Origin of the sequence: Streptomyces sp. NPDC007991, assembly GCF_042958445.1 — a bacterium.
Classification (GTDB): domain Bacteria; phylum Actinomycetota; class Actinomycetes; order Streptomycetales; family Streptomycetaceae; genus Streptomyces.
In genome coordinates this window covers 539,906-561,378 of sequence record NZ_JBIBJD010000005.1, presented here as the reverse complement: position 1 = coordinate 561,378, position 21,473 = coordinate 539,906, and the positions used below count along the sequence as shown (strand labels likewise).

Below are 21,473 nucleotides of genomic sequence, written 5' to 3'. Positions count from 1 at the left end.
GAGAGCGGTGGCCTTCACGTATTGACGCTGTCCGCGGTGGTTCCCATGCTGGTAAGAGGGGCTGGTGGAAGGAACCGCGTCGTGCGTGGTGGGCAGAGTGGTTTCCCCCGGTTGTTGACGGCCGCGGAGACGGCGGCGCCGGTGGATGCCGTCGACGTGGTCGCCGAGAACCTGCGACGGCGTTTCGAGGCCACGAAGGCCTCCTTCCTCATCGTGGACTTGACGGGGAAAGCGGTGGCGCGGCTGTCCAGCTCACCCGCGGAGGGTGGCCGGGAGGCGGAGCGGATCCCCCTGTTCGGCAGCGTCTACGAGGAAGTGATCCGCACCCAGCGTCTGTACCGGGAGGAGACCGGGCTCGGACATCGGGTGATCATGCCGGTCACCAACCGGGGGGACGCGATCGGGCTGCTGGAACTGCTCCTGCCGGCCGACCCCGGCGACGACGTCCTCGACGCGGTCGGGGAAGCCGCCCACCTCCTGGCCTACATCGTGATCGCCAATGGGCGCTTCACCGACTTCTACACCTGGGGCAAACGCTCCAGGCCGCCCACCTTGGCAGCAGAGATCCAATACCAGTTGCTGCCCCCGTCCCTGTCCTGCGAGGCCGCCCAGTTCACCCTGAGCGGGCACCTGGAGCCCTCCGAAGACCTCAGCGGCGACACCTTCGACTACACCCTGGACCATGACACCCTCCACGTGTCGGTGACCGACCCCATGGGCCACGACATCGACGCCGCCCTGTCCGCCACCGTCCTGGTCAGTGCCCTGCGCGGCGCCCGCCGCGCGGGAGCTGGGCTGGCCGAGCAGGCCCGCCGGGCCGACCGGGCACTGATCGACCACGGCCACGGTCACGCCACCGGGCAGCTGCTGCGCATCGATCTCCAGGCCGGACAGGCCCAGCTCGTCAACGCCGGACACCCCTGGCCCCTGCGCATGCGCGACGGGAACGTGGAAGTGATCACCTGCGAGGTGGACCATCCCTTCGGTCTGTCCGAGTTCACACCCCACCCCTACCGCGTCCAGGACCTCGATCTGCGCCCCGGTGACCGGCTGCTGATGTTCACCGACGGCATGCTCGAACGCGATGGGGAGAAGGTCGACCTGCCGGCCCTGCTCGCACACACCCGGGACCTGCACCCGCGGGAAACCGTACTGGCACTGACTTCCGCGGTCCGCGACGCCGGCGAGGGCCGTCTCGACGACGACGCCACCGCCATGTGCCTGGACTGGCACGGCCCGCAGGAGACCCAGCGGCACGTCAGCTCCGGCGCGGACACCCGCCAAGCCTCGGCCGCCCGCCCGAAACAGCCATGACCAGGGTGGTTGCTTGCCCAGGGCGGCTCAGAAGCACGCGGGCGACGCCGACCGGCGTCGGGCTGGACTGAGCCCGTGCCGGTCCTGCCGGCACCTCGTACGAGGGGTGCGGTGCCCGTGCCTGCTCCAGCCGCGTGCAGTACTCGGTCGAGATGAACGCCAGTTGCGCCACCGCCTCGCGGCGCACACCCCGTTGCGCCGCGCGGTGACCCGCGGGAGATCGCGCAGGCCGCCGCCTGGCTCCTCGGCGACCGCTCCTCCCACGGATCGCAACCGAGATCCCGGCCCGACCCGAGACCGAGTGTCACTCCTGGTACTGCGTGAGGTCGATGCCGTAGACCGCGAGGTCGTGGCCGTGGACCGGGTCTTGCACGGTGCCTTCCGCCTGCATGCCGAGTTTGTCGAGGACGTTCGCGGAGGCCCTGTCGCCCGCCCGGCACACGGCGGCCACCCGGTCGAGGCCGCGGTCCTGCAGCGCGAACTCCAGGGTGGCGTGGGCCGCTTCGGATGCGTACCCCTGCCCCCAGAACACCCGCCCGAGCCGCCAGCCGATCGTCACCTGGCCGGCGACCTCGGCCGGAGTGTCTGCCACGGACAGTCCGACGGCGCCCGCCAACTCACCGGAGCCCAGGAGCTCGACCGCGAACATCCCGAAGCCTTCGTCGTCCCACTCCTCCTCCCACGCCTCGATGTCCTGGGCCGTCTGTTCCACAGAGCGCGGCCTGCCGTCGCCGACCCCCCGCATCACCGCCGGATCGGCGTGGATCTCGGACAGGGGGACGAGGTCGTCGTCAAGCCATCGGCGCAGGAGGAGGCGGGGTGTGCGGATCTCGGTCATCGTCCCATCCTGCCGACGCGGCGGTGGGAGCGCGAACCGGGAGCGTCATCCCGGCTGTCGGTGAGGTGACGACTCTCGGACTCACAGGCCGGCGGCGTCCACCACGTCGCCCAGGTCGACGAACTTGAAGCCGGTCGCGGTGCGGGTGCCGCCCTCGCCGTCGGGCACGTCGGGGGTCTCATGACCGTCCTGGACGACCAGCAGGCCGTTCGGGTAGCGGCCGCCGAGCGGGGCGTTCAGGACGGCCGCACCGTCGCACTCCTGCGCCCCGTCCAGGGTCGCCGAGGCCGCGCCGACACGGAAGCCGCCTTCGTACGCGTTGTCCTCGCTCACCTCGCGGTCGTACAGGGCGAAGGTGCCGTCGCCCTGGCTGGAGGCGAGGAGGTAGCCGTCCCCGTCGGACTCCTGGAGCAGGGTCAGGCCCTCGACATCGGCCGCCAGCCGGTCACCGCCGTAGCCGGGGTCGGCGCCCGCCGCGCACTCCTCGGTCTCCTCGTCGTAGACGCCGGGAACGCCGAACTCACGGACCTTGTCCACCAGAACCGGCTTGCCGGTGAGGTCGGCGCGGATCCGCCAGATGCCGATGTCCTCCTGGCCGGCGTAGAGCGTGCCGGTGGCGGGGTCCACCACCATGCCCTCGACCTGCGGGAGCTCGCCGGGCTCCGCGCAGGGGGACCAGGTGGTGCCGTCCGGGAGGCGGAAGGACGCGGGCAGGTCGAGGGTGCGGACCTTCTCGTAGGTGACGGTCCCGCTCGCCGTCGGCTTCAGCTCGACCAGCGCGAGGCGGGTCCGCTCCCGCCTGCTGACCAGGGCGTAGGAGCGCCCGGTGGACTTGTCCCGCCAGGTGGCGAGGCCGTAGGCGGTGCGCTGTTCGTTGATCTCGGCCTGGTCGATGGCGAAGACCGGGGCGGCGGCCGGGTCGGTGATGTCGGTCAGCGGGCGGCCGGGCCTGGACGGGTCGATGCGGTAGATCCGCAGCCGGTCGTTGCCGCGGTCGCTGACCACGGCGACGTCGGCCCGGCCGGTGGAGGTGCGCAGACCGATGACGAGGTCGACGTTGTTGTAGCGGCCCGGGGCGTCGCCCTCGGCGGGCGGACGGGGCGCGGGCAGCGACTGAACCAGGCGGGCGCCCAGGTCGTACACCCGCAGGCCGCCCTCCTTGGCGGTCGCGATGACGAGGCTGCGGCCCGGGTCGGCCGCGTTGCGCCAGATCGCCGGATCGTCCGCGTCGGAGTTGCCGCCCGCCTCGTCGTCGTAGAGGGCGGAGGTCTCGGTGACGGGCGTGACCGTCGGCAGGCCCGCGTCGTCGGCCCCGGCCCGGGCGGGGGCCAGGAGGGCGAGCAGGGCGGTGCCGAGGACGAGGGCGGCGGTTCTGCACGGAGTGCGGTGCGTTCTCACAACCACTTCCTTGGTCGAGGACGTCGATGACGAGGACATGCCGATCGTGCGGGGAGAACTTTGCGCGCAGGAGACTGTGATCTGTCCACGTGCTCGCGGAAAAGGCGTTTGCCCGCCAACTGCCGTTCACTCGCGCCGTACCCTGACGGCATGCGCATGCGCCCGACTCTGAGCTGGACGCCCACCGAGGACCTGCCGCCGGCCACCACGGATCCGGAGCCGGTCGCCGACGCGCTGGGCACCGGCGGTGTGCTGGTGCTCAGCGGAGCGGGCATCTCCACGGAGTCGGGCATTCCCGACTACCGGGGCGAGGGCGGGAGCCTCGGCCGGCACACACCGATGACCTTCCAGGACTTCACCGCCAGTGCCCGGGCCCGGCGCCGGTACTGGGCACGCAGTCATCTCGGCTGGCGCACCTTCGGCCGCGCCCGCCCCAACGCCGGGCACCGGGCCGTGGCCGCCTTCGGGCGGCACGGCCTGCTCTCGGGGGTCATCACCCAGAACGTCGACGGCCTGCACCAGGCCGCCGGCAGCGAGGACGTGGTGGAACTCCACGGCAGCCTGGCCCGGGTCGTCTGCCTGGCCTGTGGCGCCTTCAGTCCGCGCCGTGAACTCGCCGAGCGGCTTCAGGAGGCCAATCCGGGCTTCGAGCCCGTGGCCGCCGGCATCAACCCGGACGGTGACGCCGACCTCACCGACGCGCAGGACGGACATTTCCGTGTGGTGCCCTGCACGATCTGCGGAGGCATCCTCAAACCGGACGTGGTGTTCTTCGGTGAAAACGTTCCTCCGGGACGGGTCGAGCACTGCCGCGAGCTGGTCCGTGAGTCGGCCTCGCTGCTGGTCCTCGGCTCCTCCCTGACGGTGATGTCCGGGCTCCGCTTCGTCCGCCAGGCGGCCCAGGCCGGAAAGCCGGTGCTGATCGTCAACCGGGAGCCGACCAGGGGGGACCGGCACGCCTTCACCCGGGTCTCGCTCCCGCTCGGGGCGGCGCTCACCACCGTGGCGGAGCGACTGGGCATCGCACATCACGTGCGGGAGTCGTAGTTTTCCAGGTCCGGCGGCTACCCGGGCGGCCGGACGGGCGTGGCCCGCTCGCCCACCGGTCGCGCCAGCATGGCGACGGTCGTGGAGAACAGCCACGGCAGCCGTTGGGCGACGGGCACCAGCGCCGCACGGGCCGGTGGCTTCCGCGTCGCGCCGAGAAGCGTGTGGGTCAGCCAGCGGTAGCGCCGGGTGAGCCGTCGCCACTCCCCCTCGTAGGACGCGAGGTCACCGCTGGTGATGGCCGACACCGCGGCGGGCGCCTGCGCGAGGGCCAGCGCGATGCCCTCGCCGGTGAGCGCGTCGACGTACCCGGCGGCGTCGCCCACGAGCAGCACCCGGCCGGCGGTGCGCGCACTCGCGACCTGGCGGAGCGGGCCTGCTCCCCGTACCGGTCCGGCGAGGCCGGCGCCGGCCAGCCGCTCCCGCAGCTCGGGGAAGGCGGTGAGGTGGTCGTCGAAGGGCCGGCGGGCGGAGGTGAGCACCGCGACGCCCACGAGGTCGTCGGCCACCGGGGTCACGTAGGCCTCCGCCTCGCGGGCCCAGTGCACCTCGACGTGGTCGCTCCAGGGGGCGAGCGCGTAGTGGCGCCGCAGCCCGTGGCGCGCGGGCGACCGGCGCGGCCGGTTCAGCCCGAGGGCGCGGCGGATCGGCGAGTGCAGGCCGTCGGCCGCTACGAGGTGCCCGGCGCGGGTGCCGTCGACCACCACTCCGCCCTGGTCCTGCTCGACGTGCCGCGCGGTGCGCTGGTCGACGCGTACGCCCGCCGCCAGCACCGCCTCGCGCAGCAACGCGTGCAGCGTCGTACGACGCACTCCGCGCCCCGTGCCCGCCGTGAAGCCGGCGTCGACGCGGCGAGGTCCGGCCACGTACCGGATGCCCCGCAGGTCGTGCCCGCGCGGGTGCACCCCCAGGGCCGCCAACGCGGCGACGGCGCCCGGCATCAGGCCCTCGCCGCACGCCTTGTCGACGACGCCGGCTCGCTGCTCCCAGACGGTGACGTCGAGGCCTGCCCGGGCCGCGTGCAGGGCCGTGGCCAGGCCCGCGGGGCCCCCGCCGACGACGAGCAGATCCATATGTGCCTCCTCAGGCCAGCCGTGTCAGGGCGGCGTCCTCGGCGCGGACGCGGGTGGCGAGCAGGAGCCCGTTGAGCGCGGTGAAGACGACCGCCGTGATCCAGGCCGAGTGCACGAGCGGAAGGGCGAGGCCTTCGGCGGCGACGGCGACGTAGTTGGGGTGCGGGATCCAGCGGTAGGGTCCGCCCGTCACACGTGCGGCGCCGGGTACGACGATCACCCGGGTGTTCCACTGCCGGCCCAGCGTGGCGATGCACCACCAGCGCAGCCCCTGCGCGAGGGCGACGAGGCCGAGCATCGACCAGGCCAGGACCGGTACGACGGCCGGCCGGCGCACCCACACCTCCACGAGCGCGCCGACGAGCAGGCCGGTGTGCAGCACCACCATGAACGGATAGTGCCCCCGCCCGGACTCCACGCCGCCGCGTGCGAGGCTCCAGTCGGCGTTGCGCTGGGAGACGGCCAGTTCGGCGACCCGTTCCAGACCCACGGCCAGCACCAGGACGGTGAACCAGGCCTCGCTGCTCACTGTCCGGCTTCCGGAGCGCGCAGGAGTACGAGTTCGGAGCAGAAGCCCGGGCCCATGGCGAGCATGAGCCCGTAGGAGCCGGGCGGGGGCGGCCGGTCGGCGAGCGTGTCCGCCAGGACGTGCAGCACCGAGGCGGAGGACAGATTGCCGATCCGGCGCAGCGACTCCCAGGTCACGCCCAGCGCGTCCCGTTCGACACCGAGGGCGTCCTGCAACGCCTCCAGGACCTTGGGGCCGCCGGGGTGGGCGACGTACCAGCCGATGTCACGGCTGGTCAGCCCGTGATCGGCGAGGAAGCGGCGGACGTCCTCGCCGACGTACCGGCGCACCAGGCCGGGGACCGCGGAGTCGAGGACGACTCTGAACCCGCCTGAGCCGACGTCCCAGCCCATCATGCGTTCCGAGTCGGGGTAGAGGCGGCTGCGTGAGGCGAGCACTTCGGGAGCGGCGGGGTCGTCGGTCTGTGCGAGGGGGTGTTCGCGGCCGACGGCGACCACGGCGGCGGCGCCGTCCCCGAACAGGCCGCTCGCCACGGCGTTGGCGACCGAGGTGTCGTCGCGCTGGAGCGTGAGCGAGCACAACTCGACCGACATCAGCACCGCGACGGCGTCGGGGCGCCCGCGCAGCAGGTCGTTGAGGCGGGCGATGCCGGCCGCGCCGGCGACGCAGCCGAGGCCGACGAGGGGCATGCGCACCACGTCGGGGCGCAGTCCGATCTCCGCCGCGACCCGGGCCTCCAGGGAGGGCACGGCCAGGCCGGTCACCGTGCACGAGACGATGTAGTCGACGTCGGCAGGTGCGAGGTCGACGCTCTTGAGCGCGTCGACGACCGCGCGGCCGCCGAGTTCGACGCCGGACCGGATGAAGACGTCGTTCGACTGGCCGAAGTCCTCGATCCGGCCGTACTCCTCCAGCGGCAGCACGGTGTGCCGGGTCTCGACGCACACGTTGCGGTGGAGCCGCTCGACGACGCCGCGATCGACCGTGTTCCCGACCAGGGTGGTGGTGAAGGAGTCGGTGATCTCCTGCTGCCGGTGGCAGTGCTCGGGCAGGGTGCCGCGGACGCTGAGGACGCGCATGGTCATGCTGGCTCCTGGGACGGGGCGGTGGGACGCGGGGAGCACCCGGCCGGGGCCGGGCGCGGGCTCAACCGTGACGGTGAGCGCGAGAGCCGGGGCGGGGCCGCCGGCGCGGTGGTGGCGCGAGGCGGGCCGGCGCCGGGCGGAGCGGAGTCTGCCGGTGCCATCAGGCGACCGTCAGCAGCACGACGTCGAGCAGGGCGATGGTCACCGCGGCACGGAAGGGAGCGCGGCCGCGGCCGAACCAGGTCGTCACCGCGAGGACGGTGACCAGGGCCAGGGCCGTCCACGCCCACGCCGGCGGGGCTCCGGCGGGACCGGTCACGGCGAGCACCGAGGCGGCGGTGAGCAGCGCGGCGGCCAGGACGCGCGAGGGACGTTCGCCGATCCGGTGCGGCAGGCCTCGGATCCCGGTGGCCTCGTCGTCGGCGAGGTCGGGCAGCACGTTGAGCAGATGCGCTCCGACGCCGAGCGCGGCACCGGCCGCGGTCATCCACCAGGGCGCCCAGTGAGGCGGCGACGCGGCGAGGGTGACGACCGAAGGCAGCATCCCGAAGCCGCAGGTGTACGGCACCCATGACCAAGGGGTCGCCTTGAGGCCGATGTTGTAGGCGTGGCCCGCGCCGGTGGCGAGGAGGACGTTGACCAGTGCGCTGCGCCAGCCGGCGAGCGCGGACAGTACGAGGGAGGCGAGAGCGGCAGCGACGAGGGCGCGTGCCACCCAGCCGACCGGCAGGACACCGACGGCCAACGGCTTGTCGGTGCGGCCCACGGCGCGATCACGCGCGAGGTCGAGCAGGTCGTTGCCCCAGCCGATGGTGAGCTGGCCGGTGAACACCGCCGCGGTGACGGCGGCGGCGGCCGGCGGGCGCAGGCCGCCGCGCAGCGCCAGCAGGCCCGTGACGGCGGTGACGGCCAGCGCAGGCCCGCCGTGGGCGGCGGCGAGCAGCGCGAGCGCGCGCGGCGGTCCGGGGCGCGCGGGGGCCGTGCCGGCGGTCACGGGCATCGCCTCCGCACGCCCGGCGCCCGGCGGGGCGCATCCCCGAGGACGCGGGACACCGGCAGGGTGCCCCTGCCGCACCCCTCCGCACTGTTTCCGGTCGCCCAGGACCACGGCCCGCCGTCACCGGTGATCACGTTGCGCATGCAGCATCGCTCCCACGTTGCCCGCCCGCTCACACGGGGTGGTCCGGCATCCGGTGGAACGGGCATGACTGGAAGCGGAGCCGGTGCGGAGTGACGCCGGCCCCCGTACGCGCCTCAGGTCTGCGTTTCCGCAGCCGGTCCTCGCCGGCGGGGCGCAGGGTCCAGGCGTGCGCGTCCGCGCGGTCGGTACAGGGGACGTAGGAGACCGGCGGTCGGCGGCGATCTTCGCTTGCGCAGTTGCGGACGAACCGTTCAGCCGTCCCTGTGCCGGTCGAACCAGATCGTCGCCACTGTCGTCAGCAGGCCGGCCCAGAACAGCACCTGCGGGACCGTGCGGTCCGTCCACGGGATCTGGGTGATCAGCAGGGCGCAGGCCATGGCCCAGGACGCCTGGGCCAGGACGATACGGGGCCAGGTGCGGCGGCGGAGCAGCGAGCCCAGATTGACCCGGACGCCGGCGCGCAGCCGCCGGTACCTCAGCAGGGCGCCCAGGGTCCAGACGACGGCCATGGGGACGAGGTCCCAGAGGCGCTGGCCCAGCGGCAGCGGCAGCTCCCGCTGGGTCTGGCCCTGCGTCGCGAACAGGTCGATGCCCGCGCCGGCGAGCGCGAGGCAGAGCAGGGCCAGCCAGCGGATGCCGCGCAGCAGACGGTAGGAGGCGTCGTCCAGGCCGCTGCGCATCGGCGCGGAGTCGGGGGCGGTGGCGAGCGCGTCGGCGTACAGGGTGGCGGCCTGCGCCGCGTTGACGCCGGGAGCGGTCGCCGCCTTCTTCGTCCGCCGGGCCAGGGCCTGTTCGTGCTGCGGGTCGAGCCGCAGGATGGCCTCGTCCAGTTGGCCGGCGACGGCGCGGTTGCCCGCCATGTCGGCGATCAGCCAGGCCACCTCGTAGGCGAACACCTCCTCGGGGCCCAGCCGGATGGCCTCCCGGGCCAGTTCGCCGGCCTCGCGCAGGGCGGCGTCCTGGTCCTCGCGCCTGACCTGGCCGCCGTTGGCCTGCCCGGAGCGGATCGCCCTGATGCGCCAGAGCCAGTTGGCGAGCAGCGCGTAGCCGTACCAGTGGTCGGGGGCGAGGCGGATCACCTCGCGCAGCACGCCCTCGGTCTCCGGGAAGCGGCCCGCGGCGCGCAGGGCGTGCGCGTGCATGACGAGCGCCCCGGTGTCCACGGAGTCCAGCGCCAGCGCCCGTTCCGTCGCCTCCAGGGCCTTCGGCCCGTCCTTCTCGTCCCCGAGATGGCTGCGGGCGAGTTTGACCCAGGCCCGGACGTCCTCCGGGTCCTCCGCGAGCCGCCGTGCCAGCAGTTCGCGGGCCTCCTCGTACCGTTTCAGGTCGATGAGCAGGCCGGCCCGCTCCACGGCGGGGTGCACGGTCGCGGTCACAGCTTGCGCCTCTTCTTCAGGTACGCCACCAAGTCGTCGTACATCCCGCCCTCGTTGGCGAACATCGCCACGTTCCGCGCGGAGGCGAACCACGGTTCGGCGGACGGCACGGCCTCCTTCGCGGCGGCCAGCAGGTCCTTCATGCCGATCAACCGGACCGTCCCGGTGCGCGCCGAGTCCAGCAGCGCCCGCTCGGCCGCCGCCTCGCAGACATGGGCCAGGTCCGCGCCCGACAGGCCGTCCGTGGCCTTGACCAGCTTGCCCAGGTCGACGTTCTCGATGGGCCTGTCCCGCAGGTGGTAGCGCAGGATCGCCTCCCGGGCCGGCCCGTCGGGCGGCAGGACCAGGATCGTCCGGTCCAGTCGGCCGGGACGGCGCAGGGCGTTGTCCACGTCCCAGGGCACGTTCGTGGCGGCCAGGACGAACACGCCCTCGTTCGCCGCCGAGTCGATGCCGTCCAGCTCGGTGAGCAGCTGGTTGACCGTGTTGCGCATGCCACTGTGCGCGGTGCGGCTGCGCTTGGCGCCGAGCGCGTCCAGCTCGTCCAGGAAGACCACGCAGGGTGCTTGGCGGCGGGCGGTCTCGAAGACCTCGTGCATGTTGCGCTCGGAGTTGCCGATCCACATGTCGAGGACGTCGCTGACCGACACCGACAGGAACGCGGCGCCGAGTTCCCCGGCGACCGCGCGGGCGATGAACGTCTTCCCGCAGCCGGGCGGCCCGTACAGCAACAGTCCGCCGCGCAGGCTCTTGCCGTACAGCTTGCGCAGCTCGGGGTTGCGCAGCGGCGCGAGGAAGGCGGCCTCCAGGCGGTCCTTGACCTCCCGCATACCGCCGACGTCGGCCAGCCGCACCGCGCCGGGCGTCTCCACGTCCCACGCGTCGGCCTCGCCGGGGTCGTCCTGTCCGTCCGCGCGGACCGGTGCCTCGACGAACCGCGGCGACACCACGTCCCCGACCTGCTCCTCGGCGGCCCGCCAGTCGAACCCCGGCCGCTGCTCCGGGCGTTGGGACGGCGCCGGGGCCGGCGCGCCCATCGCCCGGGCCATCAGGTCACGGGCCTGAACGTCACCCGGCGCGTGCTGAAGGGCCACGGCCGCCTCGGCGATGGCGGCCTCCGACCGGCCTGCCTCCAGCAGGAGTTGGGCCAGATGCAACCGCAGCGGTACATCGGCGGGAGCGGCGGCGACGGCGGTACGCAGACTCTGTATCAGAGGGGAGTCATCCGGCATGATCAACAGCCTAGGCCCTGTCGTCACATTCCCGTCGTCCGCCCGAAGGGCGGGAACCCGAGGTCGATCACTCGGTGACACGCCTTAGTCTGTCAGCCATGGCCGGTGGGCGATTTTCGGCCTGCCAGGTGACGAAATCAGTCACGAGGGCGAACTGCCGCCCTGCCGAAATCCCTGGAGGAGGACCGTTGCACCACGACGAACGGGCAGACCGGCCCGGTAGCCACGGCGAGCACCAGATCCAGCAGGAGTTGGGCACGGTCGCCCGCGCCGCCCGGTTCTACGACGAGCAGGTCCTGGACCGGCTCAACCCACGTATGAAGGAGTTCGTGGCCCGCCAGGAGATGTTCTTCCTCGCGACCGCGGACCGTCACGGCGAGTGCGACAGCACCTTCCGGGCCGGCCCACCGGGTTTTCTCCGGGTGCTCGACGACGCGACTCTGGCCTACCCGGAGTACCGCGGGAACGGCGTCATGGCCTCGCTCGGCAACATCCGGGAGAACCCGCACATCGGCATGCTGATGATCGACTTTTCCCAGGACCGTATCGGCCTCCATGTCAACGGCCGCGCCCAGTTGGTCACCGATGACACCATGCGCCGCCGGATTGCGGACCTGCCGGTCGACCCCGTACCCGGCCGCCGCCCGCACATGTGGGTGGAGATCGAGGTCGAAGAGGCGTACATCCACTGCTCGAAGCACATACCGAGGCTGGTCAGAGCTCCGCTGCGGCAGAACACCGTCAGTGCGGACCGTTCCGCCGCCGCCGACGAGCAGGCCTGGGGCACCGACGACGTCAAGCGCAAGGGCGGCGACTACTTCGGAGCGGCGGCCCAGGAGCCCGGACTGACCGCCCGCTGAAGGGTGCCGCGCAATCCGTCCCTCCAGACCGCCGGGCCCGCGGGGCTCACTGGCCCTTCTCCGCGAACCATTCGATCAGGCCGTGGGCGTCGACCTCGGGCATCTGGTCAGTGACCGTCTCGGCGCTGCGCGGGAACATGGCCCGCTCGTACTCGGCGAGCGCCGCCTCGATGTCGTCGGGGTGCGCGGCGAGGGCTTCGCCGAGTTCGGCGCCGTCGAGCATGGCCAGGTTGGCGCCCTCGCCGTTGGGAGCCGCGAGGTGGGCGGCGTCGCCGAGCAGGGTCACTCCCGGCACCCTGTCCCACCGGTGCCCGGCCGGCAGGGCGTAGAGGGGGCGCAGCACCGGCGCGACGTCGCTGTCGGTGATCAGCGCGGTGAGTTCCGGCGCCCAGCCGTCGAACTCCTGCGCGATCATCGCGGTGGCCTTGGCGGGGTCGGCGAAATCGATGGAGCCGAACCAGTCCTGCGGCTCGGACAGCCCCACGTAGGCGTGCAGGGTGTCGTCCTTTTCCCGGTGCGCGAAGATCTCCCTGCCCGGCGAAGGGGCCATCAGCATCCCGCCGCCGACTGCTTTCGCGGTGGCCGGGTGCCGCGTGGCGGCGTCGAACAGGTAGGTCTCGACGACCGATTTGCCGATGTACCGGGGTGTGGCGGTGGACAACAGCGGCCGGACCCGTGACCAGGCGCCGTCCGCGCCGACCAGCAGGCTGGTGACGACGGTGGTGCCGTCGGCGAACGTCACCTCGTGGCGTCCCTCGCCGAGGGCCCGGGTGCGGCTGACCTTGTGTCCCCACCGCACGGTGCCTGCCGGGAGTGAGTCGAGCAGGATCTGTCGCAGGTCGCCGCGCTGCACCTCGGGGCGTCCGCCCATGCCGTCGTCGGGTTCGTCGAGCAGGACGGTCCCGTCCCGGTCGAGGATCCGCATCGCCTGACGGCCCTCCAGGACTATGGCGTGGAACTCGTCCATCAGACCTGCGGCCTTGAGCGCGAGTTGCCCGTTGTAGTCGTGGATGTCGAGCAGTCCGCCCTGCGCGCGGGCCTCGGGCGAGGGCTCCGCCTCGTAGACCGTGACCGAGACTCCGTGTATGTGCAGGACGCGGGCCAGTGCGAGTCCGCCGAGGCCGGCGCCGATGATCGTGACTGAGGTGTGCATGGTGGCTCCTTCGGGACCGGGCCGCCCGGGGAGTTCCGGCCGGCCGTCTCTCGAAAGGTGCCAGCTCCCGCCGACGGGCCACCGACATCGGGCTGACAGCCCCCGACAGCGCTCCGACGGGGCACCGACATGCCGGATCCCTCTGGGTCCCCCGGGTGTTGTGCCGACCGTCCGGCGTTTCAGTGTCTGCGCCCGCGGCGGCGGACGACGAGGACGACGGCGCCCAGCAGAGCGGCCCCGGCAGCGGCGGCGATGAGCGTGCGGCCCATGGCCGTCGTGGTGTCGCCGGACCGTGCCGCCGCGGCCGGTGTGGCCTGCGTGCCGAAGGCGAAGGCGATGCTGTCGTCGGAGACGTCCGGGTCGTGCAGGGGGATGCCGGCCGGGCCGGGACGCACGGTCGCCCTGCCCTCGGCGCCGTCGTAGCCCTTGGCCGTCTTCACCCACAGTTCGAACAGCTGGCTCGTGCCGGCGGCGACACCGAACGGCACCGTGCACACGTAATGCCGGTGGCCGGCCTCGAACGGTGCGGTCGTGGTGCTGCCGACCCGGAGAAGGCAGGGGCCGTAAGGGCTGTCCTCCTCCTCCACGTGCGCGGTGCCGGTCGCGACCACACCCTGGGGCAGGACGACGTCGACGACGGCGACGGGCTTGTCGTCGATCCCGTACGCGGAGGCCGGTCCGTGGTTCACGGCGTTGATGTCCAGGGTCCATTCGCCCGCCCTGCGGCCCGGCTTCGCCGTGGCATCGGCCGCGAGATCCGCAAAGTTGTCGGCCGCGACGGTGAACCGGCCCTCGGCGCCCTTCTCGAATCCGCCTCCCGCTGCGGACGCACGTACCAGGGTCAGCGCCGGCCCGGTGCCCTGGTGAGTGCCGCCGCCGGGTTGTTCGCGCGGCTTCAGCAGGCTGACCGAGTAGTCGGTCACGGCGGTCAGGACGCGCTTGCCGACGGTGGCCGTCAGGGGGCTGCTCAGCTCCACGGTGCCCCGTGCGGGCACGGAGTCCGAGGAGGCCGGGAAGACACATGTGACGGATGTCCGGCTGCCGGGTTCGCCGGGTTCATCGCCTTCGCCGTAGGCGCAGTTGGAGAACTTGCGGTCGAAGACCAGACCGCCCGTCGATTCCCAGCGCACCATGATGCGCCGGTCAGTGGCCAGATTCCCGGTGTTGCGCAGCCGGAGCGGCACACTGACCCGGGAACCGATCCCGGCGTGCGTCACGTCCGGCACGGTGCCGACGACCAGGTCCGGGGTGCCCACGACCACTTTCGCTGTCGCGGTGGCGCCGGTGGCATGGTCGGCGGTGAGGGCGTATGTGATCGTGCCGCCGGCGCCGGGTGCGGCGCCCGCGTCCGCACGCAGGGTGAACTCGACCGAACGGCCTTGTGAGGCACCCTTGTTGACGCAGGTCAGGACCCGTCCGTCGGCCCTGCACCTCGGGTCGTCGGCCCTGACGCTCGCGATGCCCGCCAGGTCACGCGCGTCGATGACGAGCGAGTCGTTCGTGGGGACGGGGACCTGCGCCCCGCCGTCCCAGAACATCCAGCCCACGGTGACCGGCTGGGCCCCCGGCCCCACGTTGATCTGCTCGTCGGCGCTGATCGTCGCGTACGCCCGAGTCGGCAGGGGGGACGGTGTCGCAGAGGGATCGCCGCCCACGGCGACTGCACCGGGTGCGCTGGGCGCCAGGGCGAGCACCAAGGCAGCCAGTACCGCCCCGAACACCGCGCGCTGAGGGTTCATACACGTTTGATGCGCGAGGTGTCCCGAAAGTTGCGCCCCGGGCCTGCAGCTCGATGCGACGGTGTGTGCCGTATCACGCGACTCAATGCGTCTAAGTTGCGTCCATCACAGCGGAAATGTCCATTTAGCCTCCATGCTCGAAACGGACACAGACGCCCCAAGCGGAGCTCATCGACACCCTCTGGGTGCGAAGTTCCAATGTGGCCCAAGACACAGCATTAGCGACGTTCCCCTGTTTCCTCCTTGAAAGGCGCCCCGATATGGCCGCTTACCTCTGCCCTCCTACCGTGATACACGGCGAGCACGCCGTAACGACCAGCCAGATCGTGGCAGAGGTGAGCGACCGGCACCCGCACGCGGCCTGGGCGCCGCGGATCGACGGCATCGCGGCCAGTACGGGCATCGAGACCCGCGGATGGATGCTGCCGCTGGAGACCGCCGTCGCGCCCGGCACCGGCGGCGGCCTGCGGGCTGTCGGCGTCGAGCCGGCCCAACAGGCCCTGGCCCGCGGCGGGTTCGCCCAGCAGGACGTGGACCGCGCGATCGCCGCCCTCGAGACCATACCCGCGCCGCAGACCATCCAGGAGCGCACCGCTCCGGCCTGGGAGGCCGTGCGGTCCTACGGGGAGCGTGCGGCGCGCGGGGCCCTGCAGAGTGCCGGGCTGGACGCCGGGGACATCGACTGCGTGATCACCAGCCACTCCACCACCCCGGCGCTGCCGGGTCTGGACATCGCCCTGGCCAACAAACTTCCGCTCCGCAGCGACGTGATGATGCTGCCGGCGACGCAGTGGGCCTGTATCGCGGGCACCCGTTCCCTGGCGCTGGCGGCGGACCTCGTGGCCGCGGATCCCGACCGGGTGGTCCTGATCGTCATCGCGGAGGCGCTGAGCACCACCTACCAGCCCGCGGACGACACCCTTGAGTCGCTGATCGTCCGGTTGCTGTTCGCGGACACCGCCGTCGCCGCGGTGGTCACGGGCCGCCCGAGGCCCGAGTCGGTGCTGCGGCTGGACGCCGCCTGGCACCACACCCTGCCCGGCACCCAGGACCTGCACCGCCTGGAGACACAGGCGGACGGCACCCACTTCGTGATGGACCGGCGTGGACCGCGCGCCGTACAGCAGACGGTCACCGCGATGTGGGAGTGGCTGCGCGTCCGTTACCAGGACGAACCCGGCTCCTGGCACCCGGACGTGCTGCTCGCGCACCCCGGCGGGACCCGGGTGCTGGAGTACATGGAGCAGACGATGCCCGACGCGTGGCCGTCGGGGCTGCTGGACTACAGCCGGGACAGCTACACCAGCGGCAACCGCGGAGGCGCCGCCGTCTTCGACATCCTGCGGCGGGCGCATGACGCCGGGCGGCTGAAGCCCGGCGACCGCGCCGTTCTGTACGCGGCGGCCCCGGGACTCACCGCCACCGCCCTGGAAGGGGAGTGGCTGTAGCGACTTCCGCCCAGACCACCTTCCCGGTGTCCGTCCACCGCACCCCCCACCGGGTGGTCAGCCTGTGCACGACGCCGAGGCCCCGACCGCCGTCGTCGAGCAGGCCGCCCCGCCTCAGACGCGGCCTGCCGTCACCGGTGTCGCCCACCTCGCACAGCAGGCCGTGACCGGTCCTGATCAGCCGGACCGTGAGGGGACCGGCGGCGAAGCGCACCGCGTTCGTGACCAGCTCGCTGACCAGCAGCACCACGCCGTCCCGGGTGTCGTCCCTGATGCGCCACTGCCTCAGCAGCGCGGAGACCTGCGCGCGGGCCCGGGCGGGGGCGTCGTGGCGGGCGGGCAGCCGCCATGTCGCGGTGTCCCCTTTGCGGTAGCCGATCATCCGCGCGAGCATCAGGGTCACATCGTCGCGCTGGGGCGCGGGCGTCAGCGCGGAGACGACGTGCCGTGCGGCCTGCTGCAGGGCGTCCCAGGGGTGGACCATGGACACGGCGTCCGCGAGCCTGGCGATGCCCTCGTCGATCGGCACGGCCGGATCCTCCACCAGGCCGTCGGTGTAGAGGGCGAGCAGGGAGCCCGGGGGTGCTTCGAACGTGTGCACGTCGAACGGCTCGCGCAGTGCGAACTCGGCGCCCAGGCCGGGGTGCGGACGGACCGCGAGCGGGCCCGCGTGCCCGTCCGGGGAGACCAGGACCGGGGGGAGGTGGCCGGCGCTGGAGAGCGCCACATGGTGGCTGACCGGGTCGTAGAGGGCGATGCAGCACGTCGAACCCAGGGCGCTGTAGCCGGCCGCCAGCCCGGACTCCGCGTCGTCCAGCAGCGTCACGGTATCGTCCAGGTGCTCCAGTACCTCGTCGGGCGCGAGCCCCGCGGACAGCAGCGCGCGGGCCTCCATGCTCAGCTGGCCCATGGTCGCCGCGGCTCCCAGGCCGTGCCCGACGACGTCGCCGACCACCAGCGCGGTACGGCCGTCCGGCAGCGGAAAGCTGTTCACCCAGTCGCCGCCGACGCCCGCGCTGTCGGGGGTGGCCGGCTGGTAGACGCTGGCGATCTGAACGGTGTCGCCGCCGGTCCGGGGCAGGAGGCGGCGCTGCAACGCCAGCACCTGCGTGTGCTCGCGCTGGTGCTGACGGGCCAGGTCGACGTGATGTGCGGTCCTGGCCACCAGTTCCTGCAGGTCGAACAGCTCGTTGTCGCGGAAGGGGCAGTCCGCCCGCCGCCAGACCTCCGCCACTCCCAGGACGACGGGCGGCTCGCCGTCCAGGACCAGGGGGATGCACGCCACACCCGCCGACCGTTCACCGGGCACCAGGGCACGCACGACGCGTGGACTGGCGAAGACCCGCTCGACCGCCTCCCGGTCGGGTATGACGATGGTCTGGGGGAGGTCGTCCCTCAGTACCGCCTGGGCCAGCAGGCGACTGGCGTCTCCGGGAAGATCGTCGCCCGGTGTCACGTAGCCCTCGGGCCACGCCCGGTCCGGCACCAGGGCCGCCCGCCGCAGCCGGATCGGCCCCTTCGTCTGCCCGGTGACTCCCTCCCCCGTCCACACGGCGAAGTCGAGATCGACGGCGGCCACGTCTCCCCAGGCCAACAGCGACTCCGCCAGCGACTGCGCGGTCTCGCCGATGTCCAGCGAGGTACCGATCGCGGTCTCGGCGGCGTAGAGGTGCAGCCTCCTCGCCATGGCGATCACGGAGACGGTCAGGCCCTCCTCGGGCGCCGCGGCGGGCAGGATGCTCATCGAGACCACCAGCTCCGACCCGTCACCGCGGCGCAGGCGCTGGATCCGGGCGACGTGCGCCTCACCGGTCTGCAGGACCTGCCGCAACCGCCGTGAGACCGTCGGTACGTCGCCGGGGGGCAGAAGATCGACGAACGGCTTACCGGCCACGGCGTCCAGACCCGCGAAGACGGGGGCGTCCAGATTGCAGCGGGTGATGATCAGATCCCGGTCCAGGTTGACCGCGCCGAGGATCTGCTCCTGGCGTCCGGTTGCCGGGGTGTCGGGTACGGGGCCGGGCGCGGTGCGGTCGCCCCGCTCGTCGGCGGGGCCGCCGGCCGCCGCCGCTGCGCCGCGCGGGATGTAGCGCCCCAGGGCGCTGCTGACCAGGTCGAACGGCGAAGAGGACGAGGGCGGGGGTGTGGAGTCCATGCGGCTCTCTCAGCAGTCCCCGGCGCGGCACCGGGGCAGTACTCGGACCCGTGCGGCGGGCCCCGAGATCCCGGACCGCACATCTCATTGAATAACACCCAGGGCCGGTTCGCCCACAGCGGCGCATCGCACGGTGAACGCGCTGATCGTCCTCGGACCGGCTCGTCGTCAGACCGGAAAGTCCCCGGTGAGGTCTCCGGCACCGTTACGGGGCGCTGGGACACAGGGAACATGCGTACAGGCGCCCGACTCGACCGGCGGGAAGAAGGCCGTTGAGTCCCGCAGGTCCCAGGCTCGCCGCACCCGGTGGATCAGCTCACGCGCACTGTACGGGGAAACCGCCAGCTCAAGGCGCATGTCGGCCAGGCGCTGGGTTGCCCCGTCCGGTTCCCGGGCGTCGATCTCCACACTGCGCTGATCGAAACCGGAGGGGGTGAAGACCTGAAGCAGGGTGAGCCCGTACACCGCGTAGGCCCGGGCCTGAGCGATCAGCACGCGGGTGGTCTCCGGCAGATCCTCCTCGGAGTCGGCCGAGGAGCCCTGCGCACCGGAGGCGGGCCCGGCCGGCCAGACGAACGCCCGCAGGGCCTGCACAAGCGCTTCCCGGCGGTGCGGGCAGGAGGCGTCCAGCTGCTCGGTGAGCATCCGGTAACCGGTCAGGACATGCGCGGTGCCGGCCGTCCACGGCTGGCCCGCCAGCAGGGTGCGGAATCCGGCGAGGGTGTCGGAGAGTTCCTCGGTCAGCATCAAGTGCGAGATGTCCCGCAGTTCGACGTACGGCGTGCTCTCGCGCAGTTCGACCAGCCTGAGCGCGTAGCGGATGAGGTCGCGCGGGATGCCTCCGGACAGGGCGTGGGCGAGGACGGCGTACGGGTACGGAAGCCGGCGGACTCGCTGCTGCAGGATGGCCACGGACTCCACCAGCGCCATGGGCCGTACATGGACGACATCGTCGAAGGTGCTGTCGGTGGCATCCCGGTTCGGCAGGCCTCTGCGCACGAAGGCCGCGCTGACGTCCTCGGCCACGGTGACGAGACAGAAGACCCAGGGTATGCCGAGGACCGCCTTGACCTCGCCGAGGAACGCGCGGGCCTTGTCCGCGGTGCCCATGCGGTCGAGTTCGTCGACGCACAGGAACACATGGCCGTTGTCCGTCGCGCGCAGCTCCTGAGTGATCGCCCCGAGCAGTTCCCGGAACTCCGCCACGAGTTGCGGGAAGTTCGGCGGCACGCCGGCCGGCGAGGAGCTGTGCGCGGTGGTGAACAGCGCTGTCGGGGCGAGGTTGGGCGAGGCGGAGGTGCTCTGGGCGGTGCGCAGTCGGTGGAGCTGGTCCTCGCACCGCCTGGCCAGTGCCGTCTGGGCCGGGCGGGGCCGCCGCCGGGACCGGGCAGCGGTGACGAGAGCCGTACCGAGCACCAACAGGCCGAGGCGAGCCGGGTTTTCCGGCTGCGACAGGTAGGGACGGCTGGCGGAGAAGGCACCGAGCACGCCGGCGGCGGCAGCGACCGCGCCCATGACGGCCAGCAGCAACCGGTCCTGACGGGTCAGGCCACGCGGCCTTTCGGACGCGAGGAGAGCGAAGAACACCATGACCAGCGCGACGAGGGCCAGCGCCACCGGCATCGCGGCGTCCTCGCTGGTGGGAATCAGCTGGTCCAGCAGGCTCGGGTCCCAGTCCCGCAGGAAGCCCAGGAAGTCCAGGAGGGCGTCGACGACCGGGACGAGAAACAGGTACCAGCCGACGATCCACACGATGACCCAGCCGATCCGGTCCCGCGGCCCCATCCCCAGGAACCGGCGGAGTCGGCCGGGCGCCCGCAGCGTCCACACGACCGCGCTCGCGTAGACGATCGCCAGACAGACGAGGGTGTACTTCCCCTGCCACACGACGCTCACGCCGTGGACCGCTTCCCGGGCCCCGGCCGCGGTCCACGACTGGACCAGGGAGCGATGGCCGTCCCACCAGCCGCGGACCGCCGCCGCGGTCCCGAGGACGAACAGGGCGGCCGCCGGGACGGCGAACAGCGACCACCGGGCACCGCGACGGACGAGGGCAGCCATCCGTCGGCGCCGCCTCCCCGACAGTCGCGTGAAGTCGGGCACCGCCTGGCCGCTGCGCCGCAGATACTGCTCGCAGACACCCACCAGGCAGGACGACAGGAAGTCGTACGGGGTAGAGGCAGCGGGCACGTCGACGGCGACCACCAGGTCGGCTCCGCCTCGGTCGGCAGGGGTGTCCGTGCCCAGCAGATCGGGTGCGGCGCGCAGCAGAGTGGTCTTCCCGGACCCCCTCGGACCGCTGAGCGCGATGGTCCCGCCGTCGATCAGTGAGAGCTTGCGTGCCAACTGTCTTCCGCACCTGCTCAGTACGAAGAACTGAGCGTCGTCACGTGCTCGTAACCCCTGGTAGCTGTCGTACATCAGGACGGAGTGCGGGTCGTCGCCGAGCAGCGCCGTGATGACTTCCAGCAGCACCTGGCGGGCGCTGTGCGTGGTGAACTCCGCCTCCAGCGCCTTCAGGGCGATGTCGGTCTCCTGCTGGTCGAGCCACAGCGCGACGGGGCCCACCGCGCGGACGAACAGGGACCACAGATGGCGCCGGGCGCGGGGACGGAACCACAGCCATCCGCCGAGCGCCGCGGCGACCAGCACCTCGACGACGACGGACTGGGTTCGTGACCAATAGGAGTGCCTCTCGGGGGCCGCGACGATGAGAGCGCCCAGACACAGCAGGACTGCCAGTGAGGCGGGCTCCAGCCCGGCCTCGGCTCTGGCCCGTGCCAGCTTGCGGCGGGTGTACGTCCGCCGGTCGAGCTTCTCGCGGGTGGCGAGCAGGGTCTCCGTGCTCAGCAGGAAGGCCCGGTTGACGGCGGCCGGTTCCTGCATGGCCGCACGCACCGCGTCGGCGGTCACCTCCGGACGGCTCAGCAGCCGGTCGGTGACGGACGGTTCCTCAAGGATCACCTCGACGCTGCGCTGATAGGCGCCCAACTCCGCCGCGTAGCACCAGTCCCGCAACGGTGCGGCCTGAGCCGCCGCGTCCCACCGCGCTGCCCCCCGCTGCATGCGTCTTCCCCTCTCCGCC

General features: G+C 72.5%; 16 protein-coding genes and 1 pseudogene. 4 read left to right on the top strand and 13 right to left on the bottom strand.

Annotated elements, in window-relative coordinates:
• The first annotated feature begins 141 nt into the window (after positions 1–141).
• Positions 142–1,314: a SpoIIE family protein phosphatase gene (locus tag ACFZDA_RS17150; protein WP_391081743.1), complete on the top strand. Its 1,173-nt coding sequence runs from the start codon at positions 142–144 to the stop codon at positions 1,312–1,314.
• 70 nt (positions 1,315–1,384) lie between these two features.
• Here the strand turns inward: ACFZDA_RS17150 and ACFZDA_RS17145 are convergent.
• The 3 genes and pseudogenes from ACFZDA_RS17145 to ACFZDA_RS17135 all read right to left on the bottom strand — a co-directional run.
• Positions 1,385–1,582, bottom strand: a pseudogene (locus ACFZDA_RS17145) (transcriptional regulator); the annotation flags it as partial.
• A gap of 36 nt (positions 1,583–1,618) precedes the next feature.
• The gene (locus tag ACFZDA_RS17140) at positions 1,619–2,152 is read right to left on the bottom strand and encodes a GNAT family N-acetyltransferase (RefSeq protein ID WP_391081446.1); all 534 of its coding nucleotides are present in this window, start codon (positions 2,150–2,152) and stop codon (positions 1,619–1,621) included.
• 81 nt (positions 2,153–2,233) lie between these two features.
• Positions 2,234–3,550: a phytase gene (locus tag ACFZDA_RS17135; RefSeq protein ID WP_391081443.1), complete on the bottom strand. Its 1,317-nt coding sequence runs from the start codon at positions 3,548–3,550 to the stop codon at positions 2,234–2,236.
• A gap of 150 nt (positions 3,551–3,700) precedes the next feature.
• Between ACFZDA_RS17135 and ACFZDA_RS17130 the strand changes: the two genes are divergently transcribed.
• Positions 3,701–4,597 carry an NAD-dependent protein deacetylase gene (locus ACFZDA_RS17130; RefSeq protein WP_391081440.1) on the top strand — a complete coding sequence of 299 codons (897 nt, stop codon included), beginning with the start codon at positions 3,701–3,703 and terminating at the stop codon, positions 4,595–4,597.
• A gap of 17 nt (positions 4,598–4,614) precedes the next feature.
• On the opposite strand, the gene ACFZDA_RS17125 is transcribed toward ACFZDA_RS17130, so the two are convergent.
• The 6 genes from ACFZDA_RS17125 to ACFZDA_RS17100 all read right to left on the bottom strand — a co-directional run bounded on the left by ACFZDA_RS17125 (position 4,615) and on the right by ACFZDA_RS17100 (position 11,033).
• Entirely contained in the window at positions 4,615–5,670 is a 1,056-nt protein-coding gene (locus ACFZDA_RS17125; protein WP_391081437.1) for an FAD-dependent oxidoreductase, read from the bottom strand.
• A gap of 10 nt (positions 5,671–5,680) precedes the next feature.
• Positions 5,681–6,199: an isoprenylcysteine carboxylmethyltransferase family protein gene (locus ACFZDA_RS17120; protein ID WP_391081435.1), complete on the bottom strand. Its 519-nt coding sequence runs from the start codon at positions 6,197–6,199 to the stop codon at positions 5,681–5,683.
• A complete protein-coding gene (locus ACFZDA_RS17115) occupies positions 6,196–7,284 on the bottom strand; it encodes a 3-oxoacyl-[acyl-carrier-protein] synthase III C-terminal domain-containing protein (protein ID WP_391081432.1) in 1,089 nt (362 codons plus the stop codon). Before ACFZDA_RS17115 ends, ACFZDA_RS17120 begins: the two co-directional genes overlap by 4 nt.
• 160 nt (positions 7,285–7,444) lie before the next feature.
• Positions 7,445–8,284, bottom strand: coding sequence for a UbiA family prenyltransferase (locus ACFZDA_RS17110; protein ID WP_391081430.1), 840 nt, complete (start codon positions 8,282–8,284; stop codon positions 7,445–7,447).
• Positions 8,285–8,676: 392 nt separating this feature from the next.
• Entirely contained in the window at positions 8,677–9,801 is a 1,125-nt protein-coding gene (locus ACFZDA_RS17105; protein WP_391081428.1) for a tetratricopeptide repeat protein, read from the bottom strand.
• A complete protein-coding gene (locus ACFZDA_RS17100; RefSeq protein WP_391081426.1) occupies positions 9,798–11,033 on the bottom strand; it encodes an AAA family ATPase in 1,236 nt (411 codons plus the stop codon). Before ACFZDA_RS17100 ends, ACFZDA_RS17105 begins: the two co-directional genes overlap by 4 nt.
• A gap of 188 nt (positions 11,034–11,221) precedes the next feature.
• On the opposite strand from ACFZDA_RS17100, the gene ACFZDA_RS17095 reads away from it, so the two are divergent.
• Complete coding sequence (locus ACFZDA_RS17095; RefSeq protein WP_391081422.1) at positions 11,222–11,893, top strand: pyridoxamine 5'-phosphate oxidase family protein; 672 nt, start codon at positions 11,222–11,224, stop codon at positions 11,891–11,893.
• A gap of 46 nt (positions 11,894–11,939) precedes the next feature.
• Here ACFZDA_RS17095 and ACFZDA_RS17090 read toward each other — a convergent pair whose 3' ends face one another.
• Together ACFZDA_RS17090 and ACFZDA_RS17085 are read right to left on the bottom strand one after the other, a co-directional pair.
• Entirely contained in the window at positions 11,940–13,046 is a 1,107-nt protein-coding gene (locus ACFZDA_RS17090; protein WP_391081419.1) for an FAD-dependent monooxygenase, read from the bottom strand.
• 179 nt (positions 13,047–13,225) lie between these two features.
• Positions 13,226–14,785: a hypothetical protein gene (locus ACFZDA_RS17085; RefSeq protein ID WP_391081415.1), complete on the bottom strand. Its 1,560-nt coding sequence runs from the start codon at positions 14,783–14,785 to the stop codon at positions 13,226–13,228.
• A gap of 260 nt (positions 14,786–15,045) precedes the next feature.
• Here ACFZDA_RS17085 and ACFZDA_RS17080 point away from each other — a divergent pair, with 260 nt between their 5' ends.
• Positions 15,046–16,233, top strand: a complete 1,188-nt coding sequence (locus ACFZDA_RS17080) for a type III polyketide synthase (protein WP_391081413.1) — start codon at positions 15,046–15,048, stop codon at positions 16,231–16,233.
• Here the strand turns inward: ACFZDA_RS17080 and ACFZDA_RS17075 are convergent.
• Both ACFZDA_RS17075 and ACFZDA_RS17070 read right to left on the bottom strand, forming a co-directional pair.
• Complete coding sequence (locus ACFZDA_RS17075; RefSeq protein ID WP_391081410.1) at positions 16,199–18,388, bottom strand: SpoIIE family protein phosphatase; 2,190 nt, start codon at positions 18,386–18,388, stop codon at positions 16,199–16,201. The genes ACFZDA_RS17080 and ACFZDA_RS17075 overlap by 35 nt on opposite strands.
• Positions 18,389–18,556: 168 nt before the next feature.
• Positions 18,557–21,454, bottom strand: a complete 2,898-nt coding sequence (locus ACFZDA_RS17070) for a hypothetical protein (RefSeq protein ID WP_391081407.1) — start codon at positions 21,452–21,454, stop codon at positions 18,557–18,559.
• Positions 21,455–21,473: the final 19 nt, after the last annotated feature.

What these genes read in the sequence shown, in the direction of transcription:
- ACFZDA_RS17140 (WP_391081446.1), bottom strand. Translation starts at nt 2,152, where the DNA reads ATGACCGAGATCCGCACACCCCGCCTCCTCCTGCGCCGATGGCTTGAC.
- ACFZDA_RS17130 (WP_391081440.1), top strand. Translation starts at nt 3,701, where the DNA reads ATGCGCATGCGCCCGACTCTGAGCTGGACGCCCACCGAGGACCTGCCG.
- ACFZDA_RS17125 (WP_391081437.1), bottom strand. Translation starts at nt 5,670, where the DNA reads ATGGATCTGCTCGTCGTCGGCGGGGGCCCCGCGGGCCTGGCCACGGCC.
- ACFZDA_RS17115 (WP_391081432.1), bottom strand. Translation starts at nt 7,284, where the DNA reads ATGACCATGCGCGTCCTCAGCGTCCGCGGCACCCTGCCCGAGCACTGC.
- ACFZDA_RS17110 (WP_391081430.1), bottom strand. Translation starts at nt 8,284, where the DNA reads ATGCCCGTGACCGCCGGCACGGCCCCCGCGCGCCCCGGACCGCCGCGC.
- ACFZDA_RS17100 (WP_391081426.1), bottom strand. Translation starts at nt 11,033, where the DNA reads ATGCCGGATGACTCCCCTCTGATACAGAGTCTGCGTACCGCCGTCGCC.
- ACFZDA_RS17090 (WP_391081419.1), bottom strand. Translation starts at nt 13,046, where the DNA reads ATGCACACCTCAGTCACGATCATCGGCGCCGGCCTCGGCGGACTCGCA.
- ACFZDA_RS17085 (WP_391081415.1), bottom strand. Translation starts at nt 14,785, where the DNA reads ATGAACCCTCAGCGCGCGGTGTTCGGGGCGGTACTGGCTGCCTTGGTG.
- ACFZDA_RS17080 (WP_391081413.1), top strand. Translation starts at nt 15,046, where the DNA reads ATGGCCGCTTACCTCTGCCCTCCTACCGTGATACACGGCGAGCACGCC.
- ACFZDA_RS17075 (WP_391081410.1), bottom strand. Translation starts at nt 18,388, where the DNA reads ATGGACTCCACACCCCCGCCCTCGTCCTCTTCGCCGTTCGACCTGGTC.
- ACFZDA_RS17070 (WP_391081407.1), bottom strand. Translation starts at nt 21,454, where the DNA reads ATGCAGCGGGGGGCAGCGCGGTGGGACGCGGCGGCTCAGGCCGCACCG.